The following is an 18521-nucleotide window of genomic DNA, read 5'->3' on the forward strand; positions in this document are numbered from 1 at the left end:
CGCCCCTTCGGCGCTGTAATGTCGACATGGCGCTACAGCGTGTTGCCGACATGTGACATTCTGCTGGAGTCGCGTTTGCCGCGGCCCGACCTCCGGTATTCAGGGGAAGGCTGCGCTTGAACGCGGAGAGCGCAACTGGGATCCGTCCGCGACCTCAAGGGGGTGGCATGTCCGTAGAACTGGGCAGCTCGAAGGTGCTCACCAACGACGCACCGCACGTGCTTGACGACTGCGACGCCATCGACACCCGCACCCTCTCCCGCTCCCTGTTCCTGCGGCTTGCCGCACTCGACCGGGACAGTGAGGAAGCCGGCTATGTACGTGACACGCTCATCGAGCTGAACCTTCCGCTGGTGCGCTACGCGGCGGCCCGGTTCCGCAGCCGCAACGAGCCGATGGAGGACATCGTCCAGGTCGGCACGATCGGTCTGATCAAGGCGATCGACCGTTTCGACTGCGAACGCGGGGTGGAGTTCCCGACGTTCGCGATGCCGACCGTCGTGGGCGAGATCAAGCGCTTCTTCCGCGACACCAGCTGGTCGGTGCGCGTGCCGCGGCGGCTCCAGGAGCTGCGGCTGGCGCTGACGAAGGCCAGCGACGAGCTGTCCCAGAGCCTCGACCGCTCCCCGACCGTCACCGAGCTGGCCACGGCGCTCGGCGTCTCCGAGGAGGACGTGGTCGACGGGCTCGCGGTGGGCAACGCCTACACCGCGTCCTCGCTGGACTCCCCCTCCCCGGAGGACGAAGGCGGCGAGGGCTCGCTGGCCGACCGGCTCGGGTACGAGGACAGCGCCCTGGAGGGCGTGGAGTACCGCGAGTCGCTGAAGCCGCTCCTCGCCAAACTGCCCCCGCGCGAGCGCCAGATCATCATGCTCCGCTTCTTCGCCAACATGACGCAGTCCCAGATCGGCGAGGAGGTCGGGATCTCCCAGATGCACGTCTCCCGGCTGCTCACCCGGACCCTGGCCCAGCTGCGCGAGGGACTCATCGCGGACTGACCCTGTACTCCTGACGGGTCGTCAGCCACACTGGCCCGATGCGACCCGCAGGGAGCCGGAAGAGCCGGACAACGGGCCGCCGAGGCACGGCGATCGCCTCCTCGGCGGCCGCGCTGTGCCTGGGCGCGCTGCTCAGCGGCTGCGCCGGAGGCGGCGAGGGCCATGTCGCGACCGGGGCGGCCGGGCCCGGTGACGGGCGGGCCCCGACGAAGGCCGTCCCTCCGGAGGGCGGCGTCGACCTGGTGCCGCTGGACCAGGACGACGACCCCGGCGCGCGCGGCCGTACGGACGGCAGGGGCGGACCGGGCGGGACCCCGGGGGCGGCCGGTACGGACGAAGCGAGCGGCGCGTCCCCTACCGCCGGGCCCACCACCGGATCCGGTGCGGGGGCAGGTACGCCCGCGCCTTCGGCGTCATCGCGGCCCCCGGCCACCGGTTCACCGGATGCCGACGGCCCGGGCGGCGGCGGAGACCCCGGTGGCGGGCGTACGAACGGCGAGCCCGCCCCCTCGTCCCCGTCCGGCACCGCGTCGCCCTCGCCCTCCGGGCCCGGGAAACCGGCCGCCCTGAAGGTCGGCGACCCCGAGCGCACGGCGACCGACGAGCGCTGGTGCGAGAAGGTGAGCGTCGAGTTCCGCAACACCGGTGGGCTGCCCGTCGTATCGGGCACGGTGACGCTGTCGACGCACGTCATCGACGCGCTCGGCCTCGACTGGGCGACGCTGGAGTCGAAGAGGAAGCTGCCCGCGCCGATCGGCGCGGGTCAGAAGCGCACGCGGAGCTGGAAGGTGTGTGTGGACGCCTGGCGGGTTCCGCTGGGCATGCACATCGAGACCCGGGACGTGTCCGTCGACTGGAAGCCGTGGAAGCCCCCGAAGCCCCGGGAGTCCGGGACACCAGAGGTGTCGTGAGTACCTGACGGGCCCCGAAGGGCCCGATACCTGACGGCCCCTGACGGGCCGGATGGATCAGCCCAGCGCCAGCCAGGCCACCGCCGCGACGATGACGATCGCGGCGACCACGCCGACGATCACGCCGACCCGCGAGCCGCCGCTCGCGCCGGCGGCCGTCTGCGGCTGCCGTCCGCCCTCGTCGACGAACGCGCGGAACATCTGGGTGGAGCCGGCCTGATCCTGGTTGCCGTTGGGGCTCTGGGGGTTGTTCGCCATGGGCCCAGACCCTAGCGAACGAGCGGATTCCCGCCCACCCCTGGGTCACTCCAGGCACCTCACATCTCAGTGACCTCATTTGACTGATAAGAGGACAAGCCTTTAAGGGGAATTTACCGCCCCAACCCACCCTGTCATTTGCCTGTAGCAACTAACTTCTTCTATGGTTGCCTAAAGCAACCTAAAGTCAAGGAGGTGCGATGGCAGCGCAGAGCCAGTACGAAGAGCTGGCCCGTCAGCTCAGCGCCATCGGCACCGTCAAGCGCGGCCTGGGCCGCGTCCTGCCGGCCGACTGCCCGGCCGGTTCGGCCGTCGTCCTCATGCTCCTCGACCGCTACGGCGAGATGCGCATGAGCAAACTCGCTGAGCTGCTCGGCATCGACATGTCGGTCACCAGTCGCCATGTGGCCCATGTCGCCGATCGCGGCTGGGTGGACCGCAAGCCCGATCCGCTCGACCGGCGCTCGCGGCTGCTGAGCATCAACGCGAGCGGATTGGAGCTGCTCAGCCAGGTGTCCGAGCGCTACACGGAGGCGCTCGCGAGCTGTCTGAGCGACTGGTCGGACGACGACGTCGGCCGCCTCAATGAACTTCTCGCCCGGCTGCGGACGAGCTTCGGTGACACCCGGCACCGGCTCCTGCCGCACCAGGCGGACAGCACCACCCGTACACCTTCGCAAAGTTAAGGACATTTATGGCAACGACCACACCGGACGGCGGTGTGCGGGGACCCGCGGGGCACCCCGCCCACGCCAAGCATGGCGGAGGAGGACACCGCGACCACCACGGCCACGGTGCCGACACCGCGGCACCGATGACCCACCGGCAGATCATGGAGGCGCTGTCCGGGCTGCTGCTCGGGATGTTCGTCGCGATCCTGTCGTCGACGATCGTCTCCAACGCGCTCCCCGAGATCATCGCCGATCTCCACGGCAGCCAGTCCTCGTACACCTGGGTCGTCACCGCCGCGCTGCTGTCCATGACGGCCGCCACTCCGCTGTGGGGCAAGCTTTCCGATCTGTTCAGCAAGAAGCTGCTGGTCCAGATAGCCCTGCTGATCTACGTCTCGGGCTCGGTCGTCGCGGGCCTGTCGCAGAACACCGGCATGCTGATCGCCTGCCGGGTCGTCCAGGGCATCGGCGTCGGCGGGCTTTCCGCACTCGCCCAGATCGTCATGGCCGCGATGATCTCCCCGCGGGAGCGCGGCCGTTACAGCGGCTACCTCGGCGCGACCTTCGCCGTCGCGACCGTCGGCGGTCCGCTGCTGGGCGGCGTGATCACCGACACCGACTGGCTGGGCTGGCGCTGGTGCTTCTACGTCGGCGTGCCGTTCGCGGTCATCGCGCTGATCGTGCTCCAGAAGACCCTGAAGCTCCCGGTCGTGAAGCGGGACGTCAAGGTCGACTGGGCGGGCGCGTTCTTCATCAGCGCCGCCGTCTCGCTGCTGCTGCTGTGGGTCACCTTCGCGGGTGACAAGTACGACTGGCTCTCCTGGCAGACCTACGCGATGGTCGGCGGCTCCGTCGTCCTCGGCCTGATCTTCATGCTGATCGAGTCGAAGGCGAGCGAGCCGATCATCCCGCTGCGGCTGTTCCGCAACAAGACGATCACCCTCGCCTCCCTGGCGTCGCTCTTCGTCGGTGTGGCGATGTTCGCCGGAACCGTCTTCTTCAGCCAGTACTTCCAGCTGGCGCGCGGCAAGACGCCGACGATGTCCGGCGTCATGACCATCCCGATGATCGGCGGCCTGTTCGTCTCCTCGACCCTCTCCGGCCAGATCATCACCAAGACCGGCCGCTGGAAGGTGTGGCTGGTCAGCGGCGGTGCGCTGCTGACCGCCGGCCTCGGCCTGCTCGGCACGATGCGGTACGACACCCCGTACTGGCACCTGGCGATCTTCATGGCGCTCATGGGCCTCGGCATCGGCATGATGATGCAGAACCTGGTGCTGGCCGCCCAGAACCAGGTGGCTCCGCAGGACCTCGGCGCGGCCAGCGCCGTCGTCACCTTCTTCCGCTCGCTGGGCGGTGCGGTCGGCGTCTCGGCGCTCGGCGCGGTGCTCGGCAACCGGGTCTCCGACTACGTCAAGGACGGCCTGACCGACCTCGGCCCGAAGGGCGCCGCGCTGGCCCAGAAGGCGGGCGGCGCCTCCGGGGGCGGCATCCCCGACCTGGACAAGCTCCCTGAGCCGCTGCGTTCGATCATGGAGAGCGCCTACGGGCACGGCGTCGCGGACGTCTTCCTGTTCGCCGCTCCGGCCGCGCTGCTCGCCTTCCTGCTGACCCTGTTCATCAAGGAGGTCGCGCTGCGCACCAACACGGGCTCGGCGCAGTCCGCCGAGGCCGCCCCCGCCGACTACGCCGTCGCCGAGGCGGCCGCGGAGACCGGCCCCGACCGGATCGAGGAGCGGGAGCCCGCCCTGGTGGGCGCCCCGTCCGCCGATCTGTCCACGTCGGACGCCGACCGCGCGACGGCCGCCGCGGTCGCCCCGCAGCGCCTGGCGGCGTTCGCCTCGGCCGGTGACGGCGGATCCGGGCACCAGCCCCGGCAGGGCGTGCACGGCTTCGTGCGGAACGGGGACGGCGGCGCCGTGCCGCGCGCCGCGGTGACGCTGATCTCGCTCGCCGGGCGGCAGCTCGGCCGTTCGGTGGCGCACAGCGACGGCTCGTACGCCCTGGACGCCCCGGGCTCCGGCTCGTACGTGCTGATCGCGGCCGCCGACGGCCACCAGCCGCAGGCGTCCACGGTCGTCGTCGGCGACGAGCCGCTCGGCTTCGACATCGTGCTGTCGGCCACCAGCGGGCTCGTGGGCACCGTGCGCGGCGCCGACGACGGGCAGCCGGTGGACGCGGCGATGGTCGTGGTCACCGACGTCCGCGGTGAGGTGCTGGCCACCGGCAAGACCGGTGAGCAGGGCGAGTTCAGCTTCGAGGAACTGGTCGCCGGGACCTTCACGGTCGCGGTCAACGCGCCCGGCTACCGGCCCGCCGCGCTGCCCGTCGAGGTCGGCTCCCAGGGCCTGACCCGGCTGGAGATCGCGCTCCAGGCCGGCGCCCGGGTGCAGGGCACCGTACGGGCCGGGGCCGACCGCCGCCCGCTGCCGGACGCGCGGGTCACGCTGGTCGACGCGGCCGGGAACGTGGTCGCCACCGCCACCACCGGGGAGGACGGCGCGTACGCCTTCACCGACCTGGACGCGGGCGACTACACGGTCATCGCGAGCGGCTACCCGCCGGTCGCGGGCAACCTCACGGTCGCCGGGCACGGGATCGACGGACACGACGTCGAACTCGCCCACCCCGGCGACTGAGAACCCCGGGGCGGGGGCGTGCGAAGAGCGGAGACGCGCCCCCGCCCCGGTCCGGGCGGCGCACATTTCGCCGGACCCGGAACCCGGAGCCGGGCAGCGGTGTACATCAGGCAGGGGACGGCCTCACACCGCTGCCCGGTCCGGGCGCGGAAGACCAAGCAGCACGGGAGCAGGAGACGACGCACGGCATGACGACCACTGGGGCAGGAGCAGGCGGGGGAGCGGGGCTGCGGGCCCGGATCCTCACCCGCGACGGATGGGCGGTGCAGCACGCGGTGCTGACCGTCACCGATATGACGGGCGGGCAGGTGCTGCGCGCCCAGGCCACCGAGGACGGTTCGGTGCGCAGCGAGGAGCCGCTGCCGCCCGGCCCGTACACGATCATCGCCACCGCGGTGGGCTACGCACCGGTGGCGTCGACGGCGATCGTCACCGCGGCCGGGCGCGCCGATGTGGGCACGGTGGTGCTGGCCCGGCAGGGCGGGGTGGAGCTGCCGCCGCCCGGGGCGTGGACGCTGGACCCCGCGCATTCGACGGTGGGGGCCGTCGCGCAGCACCTGGGGATCTCCAGCGTGCACGGGCGGTTCACGGACTTCGGCGGACGGATCGAGATCGCCGAGGACATCGAGAAGTCGCGGGTCGAGGCGGTGATCCAGGCGGCCAGCATCGACACCGGAAACGAGATGCGGGACGGCCATCTGAAGTCGCCCGACTTCCTGAACGTGGAGCGGTTCCCGGTCCTCACCTACCAGAGCACGCATCTGAGCGCGGCCGGGCCGGACCGGTGGACGGTGCACGGTGAGCTGTCCATGCACGGTGTGGTGCGGGACGTGGACCTGGATCTGACCTATCTGGGCACGGGCCCCGACCCCTGGGGCGGGGTGCGGGCGGCCTTCCGGGCGACCGCGGAGCTGCGCCGCGAGGACTTCGCGATGAACTACAACCAGGTGGTCGCGGCGGGCATCGCGGCGATCGGTACCACCCTGCGGGTGGAGCTGGACATACAGGCCGTCCAGGGCGAGGAGCTTCCGGCGGCGGCATGACCGCCGCGCCGCCCGCTCTCGGGCGCGGGCTAGGGGGCGTCCCGCAGGGCCTCGATACCGGCGATCGCGAAGTCCAGCGCGATGGTGAACTCCCGGTTGCGCATCTCCTCGACGGTCTGTCCGCGGCTCGCTTCCATGGTCTTGCGCGATTCGTCGAACTCCGGGCGCTCCTCGATCGAGCTCATCACCTCCTGGAGCAGTTCGTCCTGGGTGACGCCCAGCGTCCGGCAGAGGGCGGAGAAGCGGCCCTCGATGGTGCTGGTGCCGTAGACGAACTGGTAGACGAGGGAGAGCGCGCTGGTGATCTTGTCGTCCGGAAGTCCGCTCTTGCGCATCACCCGCTGCGCGGCGTTGGAGAAGGCCATCGCGTTCGGCCCGATGTTGAAGTACTCCCCCACCAGCGGGGACAACCAGGGGTGGCGCACCAGCAACTGGCGGTATTCGGAGGCGAGTTGGCGCAGCTGCTCGCGCCAGTCCCGGGGCTCGGTGGGCAGGTTTTCCAGCTGCTCGGCGGGCTGGGCGGCCTCTGCGGGGAGGGCCATCTCTCCCATGACGGCGTCGAGGGCGAGTTCGAGCAGATGGTCCTTGGTCTCCACGTACCAGTAGACCGACATGGCGGTGACCCCCAGATCCGCCGCCAGCCGGCGCATGGAGAAGCCCGCGAGCCCTTCGGCGTCCAGCAGCCGGACGGTCGCCGCGATGATCTTCACGTGGTCGAGACCGACCGGCTGCTGATCGCCCTTGCGTTTGGGGGCCTTGCGCTCGGAGAGCCAGACGCTGGACCGTGGGCGGGTGACACGGCTGCCGGTTGCCATGGCGGCTCTCCTTCTTCGTTGCGCTGCTGCCGCGTATCAGGCGGACACGATGCGCGACGGGTCATACATGTCCGATGCTATGCCGCCGATGGCGTCTGTGAAGATCGCTCGGCCCGACGGAGCAGCAGCGCGGCCAGCACCCCACCGGCGAGCACGGCCGCAGCGCCGACCAGCTGGCTGGTCTCCACACCGGAGGCGAAGGCGTCCCTGACGGCCGCGCGGTCCTCCGGGGTGCGGGCCGCGGCGACGGCGGCCGGGAGCGATCCCGCTCCGGCGGCGGCCGCGGGCAGCAGCGAGCCGAAGCGGGAGTTCAGCACCGCGCCCAGGACCGCGACGCCGAGCCCGTTGCCGCACTCGGTGAGGGTGCCGTTGACCCCCGCGCCCACCCCGGCCTTCTCCGGCGGGATCGCCGACATGATGGCGTTCGCCATCGCGGGCATGGCGAACGCGATACCGGCCCCCATCGCCACCAGGCCCAGCAGCATCCCGCCGTAGCCGTCCGTGCCGAGGACCGCGATGAGCGCGAGGCCGAGCGCGAGCAGCCCCATGCCGGTGACGATCGTCAGCGGCGTGCCGAGCTTCGGCAGCAGCCGGGCCCCGATACCGGTGAGGTTGAGCGCCACGATCACCAGGGCGAGCGGCGCGGTGCGCAGCCCCGCGTCCAGCGCGTCGTATCCGAGCACGAACTGAAGGTGCTGGGTGAGCAGGAAGAGCGAGCCGCCCATGCCGAACGCGACGAGGATGCCGCCCGCGACGGCGCCCACGAAGGAGCGATTGCGGAAGAAGTGCATGTCCAGCATCGGATACGGGATATGACGCTCCCACAGCGCGAACCCGGTCAGTACGGCGACGCCGACGAAGGCGGACAGCAGCACCCGGGTCGAGGTCCAGCCGTGCTCGGGCCCGGAGATGATGGCGAAGACCACCCCGGTCATGCCGACCGTGGAGAGCAGCGCGCCGAGCAGATCGGGCCGGTCGCCGGTCGGGTTCTTGGACTCGGGGACGAGCCAGACCACGGCGGCGATGCCGAGCAGGGCGACCGGGAGGTTGATGAGGAAGATCGAACCCCACCAGAAGTGCTCCAGCAGACCGCCGCCGATGAGTGGTCCCGCGGCGAAGCCGAGCGAGCTGACCGCACCCCACACACCGATCGCCCTGGTCCGCTCGGTGTCGTCGAAGATCTGCACCACGACGGCGAGCGTCGTGGTCATGAGCAGCGCACCGCCGACCCCCATCCCGGCGCGGGCGGCGATGAGCTGACCGGCCCTCTGCGCCATCGACGCGACCAGCGAGCCCACCCCGAACAGGGCGAGCCCCGCGACCAGCATTTTCTTGCGGCCGTAGCGGTCGGCGGCGCTGCCCGCGCTGAGCAGCAGTCCGGACTGGACCAGCGAATAGGCGTTGATCATCCACTGGATGTCGGCGGTGGTCGCGTCCATCTCCCGGGCGAGGGAGGGGACCGCCACGTTGAGGATCGTGTTGTCCAGCAGCACGGTGAGCTGGGCGAGGCAGATCACCGCGAGGATCAGCCAGCGCTGGGGGTGGCCGCCGGAGGTGGTGCCGGGTGGGGCGGCGGGGCCGGTATCGGCGGTCGGGGCCGTCATGGGGACTCCAGGGAGACGTTTGTACGGTGTATGGCTACGTGTTTGACTTACACCGTACAAGGGTCACTGTACGCCGTACAGCGAATTTCCGCGCCCGCGCCCGTGCGTCCATACGGGTACGGGCCGGTGGCCGCGGGAGGAACGCGGCCACCGGCCCGTACGAACGGGCCTCCGGCGTCAGCTGGAGGACTTCTTCTGCGTCAGGTCGTAGAGCGTGGTGCTGCCCACGGTGACCTTCTTGTAGTTCGCCTCGACCCAGGTCGTGATCTTGGAGGAGGTGCCGTTGCTCCCACCGCCCGGGCCGCCGCCCATGCCGGTGCCCGAGGAGAGGAAGTAGTGGATCTTCCCCTGCTTCACATACTCCTTGAACTGGGCGAGGGTCGGCGACGGGTCGCTGCCGTTGAAGCCGCCGATGGCCATCACCGGGTCCTGGGTGGCGAGCTGGTAGCTCGCGGCGTTCTGCGAACCGATGGCCGCCGCGACCCAGGTGTAGTCGTCGGCGTCCTTCTCCAGCTTCGCCTTCACCTTGGCGTTGACCTGCTGGCCGTTGAGCAGCCCGCCCATGCCACCGCCGCCCATGCCTCGTCGGCCGCCTTCGCCCATGCCGCCGGGCATCATGCCCTGCTGACCGTTCCGGCCCTGGTTCTGGCCGTTGCCCTGGTTCTGGCCGTTGCCCTGGCCCTGCTGCCCCTGGGCGTTGCCGTTGCCGTTCTGCTGCTGGCCGCCGCCCGGGAAGCCGCCACCGGGACCACCGCCCGGCATGCCCTGCTGACCCTGGCCCTGCTGACCTTGCTGGCCTTGCTGACCCTGTTGGCCCTGGCCCTGCTGGCCGCCCTGCATCCCCGGCGGACCGCCCATGCGTCCGCCGCCGGGACGGCCGCCGCCCGGACCGCCACCGGGGCCGCCCATGCCGCCCGACACCGTGGGACCGGCCGTGATGATCGAGCCGCCCTTCGGCGTCTCCACCGTGTTCAGCGTGTACGCCACCGGCCCGGCCAGCGCCGCCGCGAGACCGAGCGCGGCCACGCCCAGCGCGACGTTCCGCCCCAGCCGCGCCGCGAACAGCAGCCCGACCGCGGCCGCCAGACCGGCGATCAGCACCGCCCAGCGCAGCCACGGGTGCCAGTCCGCGGACCGGCCCAGCAGCACGTACGACCAGTAGGCCGTGACCGCGACCGTGACGGCGAGCACCACCGAGGCCGTCGTACCGACGCGGCCCTCGGCCTGCCCCCGCCGCTCCCACAGCATCGTCGCGCCCATGCCCACGATCGCCGCGATGTACGGCGCGAGGGCGATGTTGTAGTACTGATGGAAGATCCCGGACATGAAGCTGAACGTCGCGAACGTGATCAGCAGCGCCCCGCCCCAGACCAGGAACGCCGCGCGCCGGGTGTCCGTCCGCTTGGCCCGCCAGGTCAGCCACAGCCCCGCCACCAGCAGGATGAACGCCGCGGGCAGCAGCCAGGCGATCTGACCGCCCATGTCGGAGCCGAAGAGCCGGTCGATCCCGGTCTCGCCCCACATCCCGCCGCCACCGCCACCGCGCTGGCCGCCGCCGACGCTGCCGGTCTCGTTGCCGTTGATCCGGCCCAGGCCGTTGTAGCCGAAGGTCAGCTCCAGGAAGCTGTTGTTCTGCGAGCCGCCGATGTACGGCCGGGACGACGCGGGCCACAGCTCCACGATCGCGACCCACCAGCCGCCGGAGACCACCATCGCGAGCCCCGCGAGCAGCAGTTGCCCGAACCGTCGGCCCAACCGGGCCGGGGCGCACACCGCGTACACCACGGCGAGCGGCGGCAGGATCAGCCACGCCTGGAGCGTCTTGGTGAGGAAGCCGAGGCCGAAGCAGATCCCGGCCAGCACCAGCCACTTCGTCCGGGCGTCCTCCAGCGCGCGCAGCACGCAGTAGACGGCCGCGACCATGAGCAGGCACAGCAGCGCATCGGGGTTGTTGAAGCGGAACATCAGCGCCGCGACCGGGGTCACCGCGAGCACGCCGCCCGCGATAAGCCCGGCGGCCGCGCTGAACCGGCGGCGTACGGCCGCGTAGAGCACGCCGACCGTCGCGACGCCCATCAGCGCCTCGGGGACGAGGATCGCCCACGACGACAGGCCGAAGATGCGCACCGAGAGGGCCATCGGCCACAGCGCGGCCGGGGGCTTGTCGACGGTGATGGAGTTCGCGGCGTCCGAGGAGCCGAAGAAGAACGCCTTCCAGCTTTCGCTGCCCGCCTGCACGGCGGCCGAGTAGAACTGGTTCGCGTAGCCGGAGGCGCCCAGGCTCCACAGGTAGAGGACGGTGGTCACAGCGAGCAGGGCCCACAGCGCGGGCCGCGCCCAGCGGGGGTCCTCCGGACGGCCCCGCCACGCCCGCGCCGGGCGCGAGCCGCCGGGAGCGGCGGGCGCGGGAGACGCGGCGGGAGCAGCGGGCGCGGCAGACGCGGCGGGAGCAGCGGGCGCGGCAGACGCGGCGGGAGCGGCGGGTACAGCGGGAGCAGCGTGGGGAGGGGCCGCGGGAAGGGGCGGCGGCGGACCGGCGTCCCGGGGTCCGTGGTCGTAGGTCGTCATCGGTTGGTCCTCGGGTCGTGGTCGGTGATGGCCCCGCTGTCCGACGGGAAGACCCAGGCCCGGAAGAGCAGGAAGCGCAGTACGGTCGCGGCGAGGTTGGCCGCGATGAGCACGGCCAGCTCGGTGCCGTGAGAGGGGGAGCCGGGGGCGGTGTCGAGGGCGGCCAGGGAGCCGCTGGTCAGCACGAGGCCGATACCGAAGACGACCAGCCCCTGGGCCTGGTGGCGGATCGCCCGGTCCCGGCCGCGTACGCCGAAGGTGAGCCTCCGGTTGGCCGCGGTGTTGCCGAGCGCGGACAGCAGCAGCGCCAGCGCGTTGGCCACCTGCGGGCCCGTACCGAGCCGGAAGAGCGTGTACAGCGCCAGATACACGAGCGTGGACAGCCCGCCCACCACACAGAACCCGACGAGCTGGCGGGCCAGTCCGCCCGGCACGCCGCTCAGTTCCCGGTCGCGCGGATCGTCACCGAACGGGCGGCGCAGCCGGTCCAGCGGGAGCGCACCGGTGGCCAGCGCGCGCCCCACCCGCCAGACGCCCTTGAGGTCGTCGGTGGCCGTCTTCACGATGTGCACGGTGCTGTTCGGGTCGTCGACCCAGTCCACCGGCACCTCGTGGATGCGCAGCCCCGCCCGTTCGGCCAGCACCAGCATCTCGGTGTCGAAGAACCACCCGGTGTCCTCGACCATCGGCAGCAGCCGCTCCGCGACGTCCTTGCGGATCGCCTTGAACCCGCACTGGGCGTCGGAGAACCGGGCGGCCAGGCTGCCCCGCAGGATCATGTTGTACGCGCGCGAGATGAACTCCCGCTTGGTGCCGCGTACGACGCGCGAGCTGCGCGACAGCCGCGACCCGATCGCCAGGTCCGAGTGGCCGGAGATCAGCGGGGCCACCAGCGGCAGCAGCGCGTTGAGGTCGGTGGACAGATCGACGTCCATATAGGCGAGCACCGGCGCCTCGGACAGCGTCCACACGGTGCGCAGCGCCCGCCCGCGGCCCTTCTGCTCCAGCCGGACCGCCGTCACCTCCTCGACGGTGTCGTCCAGGTAGGCCGCCACGTGGGGCGTGCGGTCCGTACTGGCGTTGTCCGCGATGGTGATCCGGAATCGGTAGGGGAAGGTCCGCGTCAGATGGTCGTGGAGCCGTCGCACACACCGCTCGAGGTCCGCCTCCTCGTTGTAGACGGGGATCACGACGTCGAGCACCGGACGGCTGCGGTCGACCAGGATGTGCCGGCGCGCGGGCAAGGTCTCCAGGGGTGTCTCGGGCGGCGCCTCGAGAGGGGTGTCGGTTCGCATGGAACGACATTCGCGAGCGGCGCTGTCACGGCTGTGTGGTCAGCCTGTGGCCTGGCTGTGAGTGCGTTACGCCCTGGTGAACAGGGAGATGGACGCCGAACACGGTGCGCCCCGGCACGCTGTCCACCGTCACCTGGCCGTCGTGCGCGGCGACCACCGCGTGCACGATGGCCAGCCCCAGCCCGGTGCTGCCCGCGGTGCGCGAGCGCGAGGCGTCACCGCGCGCGAAGCGCTCGAAGACGTGCGGCAGCAGATCGGGCGGGATGCCGGGGCCGTCGTCCTCGATCTGGAGCGAGAGGTACGAGGGCGGCTGCGGCGGCCCGAAGGTGCCGGGGTGCGCGGCCGCCTGCGCCATGCCGTACGGGGATCCGTACGGCGCCGCGTAGGGGCTGCCGGAACCGCTGTTCCCGGACGGCGCGTCGTGGCCGAAGGCGTACGGCGAGCCGGGCCCGAAGCCGCTGCCACTGCCGTTGCCGCTGCCACTGCCGTTGCTCGGACCGTTCGCGGGCCCGTACGACGGTCCGTGCACCATGCCGTACGGGGCCAGGTACGGCGACGGGTGCGGCGAGGTGTGCGGGCCGCCCCACAGCACGCGCGCGGTGACGGTCGTCCCGGCGGGGGTGTGGTTACGGGCGTTGCCCAGCAGGTTGACCAGGACCTGGTGCAGCCGCGCCGAGTCGCCGTAGACGAGCGCGGGTTCATCGGGCAGCTCCAGCCGCCACTGGTGGTCGGATCCGAGCGCCCGCGCGTCGCTGACCGCGTCCACCACCAGCGGGGACAGGTCCACCTCGGCGCACTCCAGCGGCCGCCCCGCGTCCAGCCGGGCCAGCAGCAGCAGATCCTCCACCAGCCCGGTCATCCGCCCGGCCTCGGACTCCACCCGCCCCAGCGCATGCCGGGTGTCGGGCCCGATCTCCTCGCGGCCGCGCCGGGTCAGCTCGGCGTAGCCGCGGATCGAGGCGAGCGGGGTCCGCAGCTCATGGCTGGCGTCGGCGACGAACTGCCGTACCCGCGTCTCGCTCTCCTGGCGGGCCGCCAGCGCCGATTCGATGTGCCCCAGCATGCGGTTCAGCGCCGCCCCGACCTGGCCGACCTCGGTGCGCGGATCGGCCTCGGAGGCCGGGACCCGCTCCCGCAGCGCCACCTCGCCGCTGTGCAGCGGCAGCTCCGAGACCCGGGTCGCGGTCGCGGCCACCCGGCGCAGCGGGCGCAGCGAGATGCCGACCATGGTGGCCCCGGCGATCCCGGCCGCGACCAGTCCGGCGGCGGCGACGCAGACCTCGACCAGGATGAGGGTGTTTACGGTGTCCTGGGTCTGGTTGAGCGGGAAGGCGAGGATGATCCCGCCGTCCCTCGGGTTCCACTTGGCCACGGCCCGGTAGCTGCCGAGGCCGGGGAGGTCGACGGCGTGCACCCGGTCGTCGAGGGGGATGGCGGTGAGCGCCTTCTCCTGGCTGCTGGTCAGCTTGTCCACGCGCTGCGCGGCGTTCGAGAAGTCCGGCAGCATGGGCTCGTCGTTGCTCTTGCCGGACTGGATCGACGTGCCGTCCGTCCCGAGCCGCGCCCCGGCGGTTCCGATGGGCTGCCCGGGCCCGTTGAGGAAGAAGATGCCCTCCGGGCTGCGCGGGTCGGTCGGGTTCGGCTGCTCGCCCACCTTGCGCATGGCGCCGCCCGCGGACGAGCGCAGGTCGTTGTCGACCTGGCCCTCCAGATACGACTTCAGGGCGATCGTCGTGACCGTGCCGATCACCGCGCAGACCACGGCGATCAACGTCACCGCCGAGACGACCAGGCGGGTGCGCAGCGACCAGGGCCGCCGGGTGGCGGCCCTGGTGTTCTTCCTGGCACGCGGGGGCCGCGCCGGAGCGGCCTCGGACGGCGGGGTCGGGTGCGCCACGGTGCCTACTCCCCGGGCTTGATCAGATACCCGGCGCCGCGCCGGGTGTGGATCATCGGGCTGCGGCCCGCGTCTATCTTGCGCCGCAGATACGAGATGTACAGCTCGACGACGTTGGCCTGGCCGCCGAAGTCGTAACTCCACACCCGGTCCAGGATCTGCGCCTTGCTGAGCACCCGGCGCGGGTTGCGCATCAGATAGCGCAGCAGCTCGAACTCGGTCGCGGTGAGGTGGATCTCCTGCCCCGCCCGCGATACCTCATGGCTGTCCTCGTCCAGCACCAGGTCGCCGACCGCCAGCACCGATTCGCTGCGCGCGGCCGCCGCCCCCGACCTGCGCAGCAGCCCGCGCAGCCGGGCGACGACCTCCTCCAGGCTGAACGGCTTGGTGACGTAGTCGTCGCCGCCCGCCGTCAGCCCGGCGATCCGGTCCTCGACCGCGTCCCGCGCGGTCAGGAACAGCACCGGCACCTCGGGCAGCTCGCGGCGCAGCCGGCCCAGGACGGTGAGCCCGTCCATGTCGGGCAGCATGACGTCGAGGACGACCGCGTCGGGGCGCAGCTCACGGGTCGTACGGATCGCCTCGGCGCCGTCGCCCGCGGTCCGCACCTCCCAGCCCTCGTAGCGCAGCGCCATCGACAGCAGGTCGGCGAGGGCCGACTCGTCGTCCACAACCAGCACCCGGACGGGGCTCCCGTCGGGTCGCAGCAGCTCGGTACGCCCATGGGGCGAGGTCGCCATCATGAACGTCAGCTTCCGGTGACGGTCTGAGAGCTTCCTTTCGGCTACCTGTGAATAACCTGAGAATCCTGTGGCCCCGGGAACGGCCCCGAGACGGCCCAGGGGAATGGCCCAGGGGGGTGACCCAGGGGGGTGACCCAGGGGGGTGACCCAAACGGGTGAACATCCCATGCTCCGGGAATAGACGGAATCACCCTCCGGTTCGCGAGGGTATGGCTACTCAACCCGCCCTTGGCAAGATCGGCATCTGGACCGCGGCCCTGCGGGTCTCGGATTCCCTGTCGTCACAGCAGGTCAGCGAGGCGGCGGCCGAGCTGGACGCACTCGGCTACGGCGCCCTCTGGTTCGGCGGCAGCCCCAGCGCGGACCAGGCCGCGACCCTCCTGGAGGCTACCGACCGGATCACCGTCGCGACCGGCATCCTCAGCATCTGGGACCACTCGGCCGCCCACGTGGCCGATCGGTACGCCGCCATCGACGCGGCCCACCCGGGCCGTTTCGTCCTGGGCCTCGGCGTCAGCCACAGCGCGCTCGCCGGTGAGCGGTACAAGCGTCCGTACTCGGCGATGCGGGACTACCTGACGGTCCTGGACTCCGCCCCGATCCCGGTCCCCGCGTCCCGGCGGGTCCTGGCCGCCCTCGGCCCGAAGATGCTGGAGCTGTCCCGCGACCGCGCCGCGGGCGCCCATCCGTACCTGGTCACCCCGGAGTTCACGGCCGAGGCGCGGGAGATCCTGGGCGACGGCGCCCTGCTCGCCCCGGACCTCAAGGTCGTCCTCGAACCCGACCTCGACCGCGCCCGCACCATCGCCCGCAACTACCTGTCCATGTACCTGAAGCTGCCCAACTACACCAACAACCTGCTGCGGTTGGGCTTCGAGGAGAAGGACTTCGCGGACGGCGGCAGCGAGCGCCTGGTGAACTCCGTCTTCGCCCTGGGCGACGCGGAAGCGATCCGGCGCCGCGTGGACACGTACCTGGAGGCGGGCGCGGACCACCTGGCGGTGCAGGTGGTGACCCCCGAACCGCTCACCACCCTCCCCCGCGAGGAGTGGCGCACCCTGGCCGAGGCCCTTCCCCTCGGCAACCGCTGACGCACCGCTGCGGGGGGCATGACGGTCACCGGTCGCCGGCGTCACGGGCATCACAGGCGTCACAGGCCGAACAGCCGCGCCGCGTTCCCGTAACACACCCCCCGCAGCCAGGCGTCGTCCTGATCCAGCCGGGTCAGCGCCTCCAGGGCGTGCCCGTACCCGTACGGGATGTTGGGGAAGTCGCTCCCGAACAGCACCCGGTCGCCGAGCGCACCGAGCCGTCCCCGCTCCTCCGGCGGGAACGGCCAGTGGCTCTCGGAGAAGTCGGTGAACGCCATCGTCGTATCCAGGTGCACCCCCTCGTACCGCTCCGCGAGACCCAGGAAGTCCGCGTACTCCGGCAGCCCCATGTGCGCGATGACCAGCCGCAACCGCGGATGCCGGGCCAGCAGCCGGGCCACCGGTTCGGGGCCGGTGTGCTTGCCGGGCGCCGGGCCCGAACCGCAGTGGATGACGATGGGCGTGCCGGCCTCGGCGAGCATCCCCCACACCGGATCGAGCAGCGCGTCGCCCGGGTCGTACGCCCCCACCTGCACATGCGACTTGAACACCCGCGCCCCGCCGTCCAGCGCCGCGCCCACGTACTCCTCGACGCCCGGCTCAGGGAAGAAGGTCGCCGTGTGCAGGCAGTCGGGCGTACGGGCGGCGAACCCGGCCGCCCACTCGTTCAGCCACGCCGCCATGCCGGGCTTGTGCGGGTAGACCATCGAGGTGAAGGCCCGCACCCCGAACTCCCGGATGATCCCGAGCCGTTCGGCCTCGTCCTGGCGGTAGGTGATGGGCCACTCCAAGCCGACCAGCGGCTCGACGGCGTCGAAGTACGCCCAGACCTTGTCCAGGACGTTCTTCGGCATGAAGTGCGTGTGCACGTCGATGATTCCGGGCAGCCCGAGCCCCTGCCAGAAGCGACGGACCGGGACGGCGTCAGGATCAGTCATACGGATCACCGTACGGCGGTGGAACCACGATCGAGGGCCCGGCACCATTTCTGGTGCCGGGCCCTCGATCTCAAGTAGCGGGGACAGGATTTGAACCTGCGACCTCTGGGTTATGAGCCCAGCGAGCTACCGAGCTGCTCCACCCCGCGTCGGTGAATGCAACACTACGCGATTCATCTCGCTGAGGGAAATCGGTTCCGCACGCCCGGGCCTACGCCCCGACCTACGCCCCCGCCTACGCACCGGCCCCGGGCGTCACAGCCGTCACGGTGAACTCGTCCCCGCACACCCGCAGACCCGAGGAGACCCGCGCGGTCATGGCCTCCTTCGACCCGGGCGGGTAGGCCTGCACCAGAGGGGCGCTCTTCCAGCACGGCTTGTCCGAGAGGCCGTCATTGATCGTGTGCAGCACGGCATGCGCGCTGCCCCCGGCGGCCACCGTGACGGGCTTCCCCTTGGCCCCCTCCCGCTCGGCCGGCTTCCCGATCGCCTGCCCGTCCCTGTCCAGCAGCGACGCCCCGGGGAACCCGTTCAGCGTGCAGGCGCTCTTCCCCTTGTTGGTGAACACCAGTGAGTACCGGATGTTGCCCGCCCCGATGTCGGCCCTCCCCACGCGCAGACCCATCGACGAGGACTCACACCGCGCGCTTCCAGCGCTGCCGGCGCTTCCGGCGCTTCCGGCCTTCGACCCGATCTCCTCACCGCCCGCCGAGCCCGTCGCGTCGCTGCCCTGCCCGTCCTGCCCGTCCTGCCCGTCCTGCCCGGCCTGCCCGGCCTGCGAGGCGGCGGACACGGGCGCCTTGCCCTCGGGCTTGGGCTCGCTGCCCTGACAAGCCGTAACCCCCATGGCCGCCACCGCCGCCATCGTGGCGACGACGACCTTGCCCCGGCTGGTGAGCGTGATGTGCGACATGGGATCCCCCTGGATCGATGGGTGCGACTCTCGCACCAACTACCGTGCCGATCCGCGCTAGTGCCCTGATAACACCCCAGTGGCACACCACTAACGCATCGCTAACGCCCCGGCCCTACCCTGGTCGCGGGACCGTC

15 protein-coding genes and 1 tRNA gene are annotated in these 18521 nt (G+C 71.5%); 6 read left to right on the forward strand and 10 right to left on the reverse strand.

Annotation, left to right across the window (positions count from 1 at the left end; translation table 11 throughout):
- Positions 1 to 167 precede the first annotated feature (167 nt).
- Together HYQ63_RS21055 and HYQ63_RS21060 are read left to right on the forward strand one after the other, a co-directional pair.
- Complete coding sequence (locus tag HYQ63_RS21055; RefSeq protein ID WP_123104616.1) at positions 168 to 998, forward strand: RNA polymerase sigma factor SigF; 831 nt, start codon at positions 168 to 170, stop codon at positions 996 to 998.
- 38 nt (positions 999 to 1036) lie between these two features.
- Positions 1037 to 1909 (forward strand): hypothetical protein, encoded by an 873-nt coding sequence (locus HYQ63_RS21060; protein WP_179935354.1) that lies wholly within the window; start codon positions 1037 to 1039, stop codon positions 1907 to 1909.
- A 57-nt stretch (positions 1910 to 1966) separates the two neighbouring features.
- Here HYQ63_RS21060 and HYQ63_RS21065 read toward each other — a convergent pair whose 3' ends face one another.
- Positions 1967 to 2167: a hypothetical protein gene (locus HYQ63_RS21065; RefSeq protein ID WP_179935355.1), complete on the reverse strand. Its 201-nt coding sequence runs from the start codon at positions 2165 to 2167 to the stop codon at positions 1967 to 1969.
- Positions 2168 to 2367: 200 nt separating this feature from the next.
- On the opposite strand from HYQ63_RS21065, the gene HYQ63_RS21070 reads away from it, so the two are divergent.
- From HYQ63_RS21070 to HYQ63_RS21080, 3 genes are all read left to right on the forward strand, one after another.
- Entirely contained in the window at positions 2368 to 2853 is a 486-nt protein-coding gene (locus tag HYQ63_RS21070; RefSeq protein ID WP_179935356.1) for a MarR family winged helix-turn-helix transcriptional regulator, read from the forward strand.
- An 8-nt stretch (positions 2854 to 2861) separates the two neighbouring features.
- Entirely contained in the window at positions 2862 to 5477 is a 2616-nt protein-coding gene (locus tag HYQ63_RS21075) for an MFS transporter (RefSeq protein WP_179935357.1), read from the forward strand.
- Between the two features lie 188 nt (positions 5478 to 5665).
- Entirely contained in the window at positions 5666 to 6520 is an 855-nt protein-coding gene (locus tag HYQ63_RS21080; RefSeq protein ID WP_179935358.1) for a YceI family protein, read from the forward strand.
- A 29-nt stretch (positions 6521 to 6549) separates the two neighbouring features.
- Here HYQ63_RS21080 and HYQ63_RS21085 read toward each other — a convergent pair whose 3' ends face one another.
- The 6 genes from HYQ63_RS21085 to HYQ63_RS21110 all read right to left on the reverse strand — a co-directional run bounded on the left by HYQ63_RS21085 (position 6550) and on the right by HYQ63_RS21110 (position 15442).
- Positions 6550 to 7335 carry a TetR/AcrR family transcriptional regulator gene (locus HYQ63_RS21085; RefSeq protein ID WP_179935359.1) on the reverse strand — a complete coding sequence of 262 codons (786 nt, stop codon included), beginning with the start codon at positions 7333 to 7335 and terminating at the stop codon, positions 6550 to 6552.
- Between the two features lie 77 nt (positions 7336 to 7412).
- Positions 7413 to 8939, reverse strand: a complete 1527-nt coding sequence (locus HYQ63_RS21090) for an MFS transporter (RefSeq protein WP_179935360.1) — start codon at positions 8937 to 8939, stop codon at positions 7413 to 7415.
- A 177-nt stretch (positions 8940 to 9116) separates the two neighbouring features.
- Complete coding sequence (locus HYQ63_RS21095; RefSeq protein WP_179935361.1) at positions 9117 to 11507, reverse strand: glycosyltransferase family 39 protein; 2391 nt, start codon at positions 11505 to 11507, stop codon at positions 9117 to 9119.
- Positions 11504 to 12802, reverse strand: coding sequence for a bifunctional glycosyltransferase family 2/GtrA family protein (locus tag HYQ63_RS21100; RefSeq protein WP_179935362.1), 1299 nt, complete (start codon positions 12800 to 12802; stop codon positions 11504 to 11506). Before HYQ63_RS21100 ends, HYQ63_RS21095 begins: the two co-directional genes overlap by 4 nt.
- Positions 12803 to 12827: 25 nt before the next feature.
- On the reverse strand, positions 12828 to 14594 hold the full coding sequence (locus HYQ63_RS21105) for an ATP-binding protein (protein ID WP_373689215.1): 1767 nt from the start codon (positions 14592 to 14594) through the stop codon (positions 12828 to 12830).
- Between the two features lie 110 nt (positions 14595 to 14704).
- A complete protein-coding gene (locus tag HYQ63_RS21110; RefSeq protein ID WP_039938430.1) occupies positions 14705 to 15442 on the reverse strand; it encodes a response regulator transcription factor in 738 nt (245 codons plus the stop codon).
- 209 nt (positions 15443 to 15651) lie between these two features.
- Between HYQ63_RS21110 and HYQ63_RS21115 the strand changes: the two genes are divergently transcribed.
- Positions 15652 to 16533 (forward strand): LLM class F420-dependent oxidoreductase, encoded by an 882-nt coding sequence (locus tag HYQ63_RS21115; RefSeq protein ID WP_179935363.1) that lies wholly within the window; start codon positions 15652 to 15654, stop codon positions 16531 to 16533.
- Between the two features lie 59 nt (positions 16534 to 16592).
- On the opposite strand, the gene HYQ63_RS21120 is transcribed toward HYQ63_RS21115, so the two are convergent.
- From HYQ63_RS21120 to HYQ63_RS21130, 3 genes are all read right to left on the reverse strand, one after another.
- Positions 16593 to 17471 carry an amidohydrolase family protein gene (locus HYQ63_RS21120; RefSeq protein ID WP_179935364.1) on the reverse strand — a complete coding sequence of 293 codons (879 nt, stop codon included), beginning with the start codon at positions 17469 to 17471 and terminating at the stop codon, positions 16593 to 16595.
- 75 nt (positions 17472 to 17546) lie between these two features.
- Positions 17547 to 17620 (reverse strand) — tRNA-Met (locus HYQ63_RS21125).
- A gap of 86 nt (positions 17621 to 17706) precedes the next feature.
- Positions 17707 to 18384: a DUF4232 domain-containing protein gene (locus tag HYQ63_RS21130; RefSeq protein ID WP_179935365.1), complete on the reverse strand. Its 678-nt coding sequence runs from the start codon at positions 18382 to 18384 to the stop codon at positions 17707 to 17709.
- Between the last annotated feature and the right edge of the window lie 137 nt (positions 18385 to 18521).

It is taken from the genome of Streptomyces sp. Rer75, from assembly GCF_013414305.1.
Classification (GTDB): Bacteria; Actinomycetota; Actinomycetes; order Streptomycetales; family Streptomycetaceae; genus Streptomyces; species Streptomyces himastatinicus.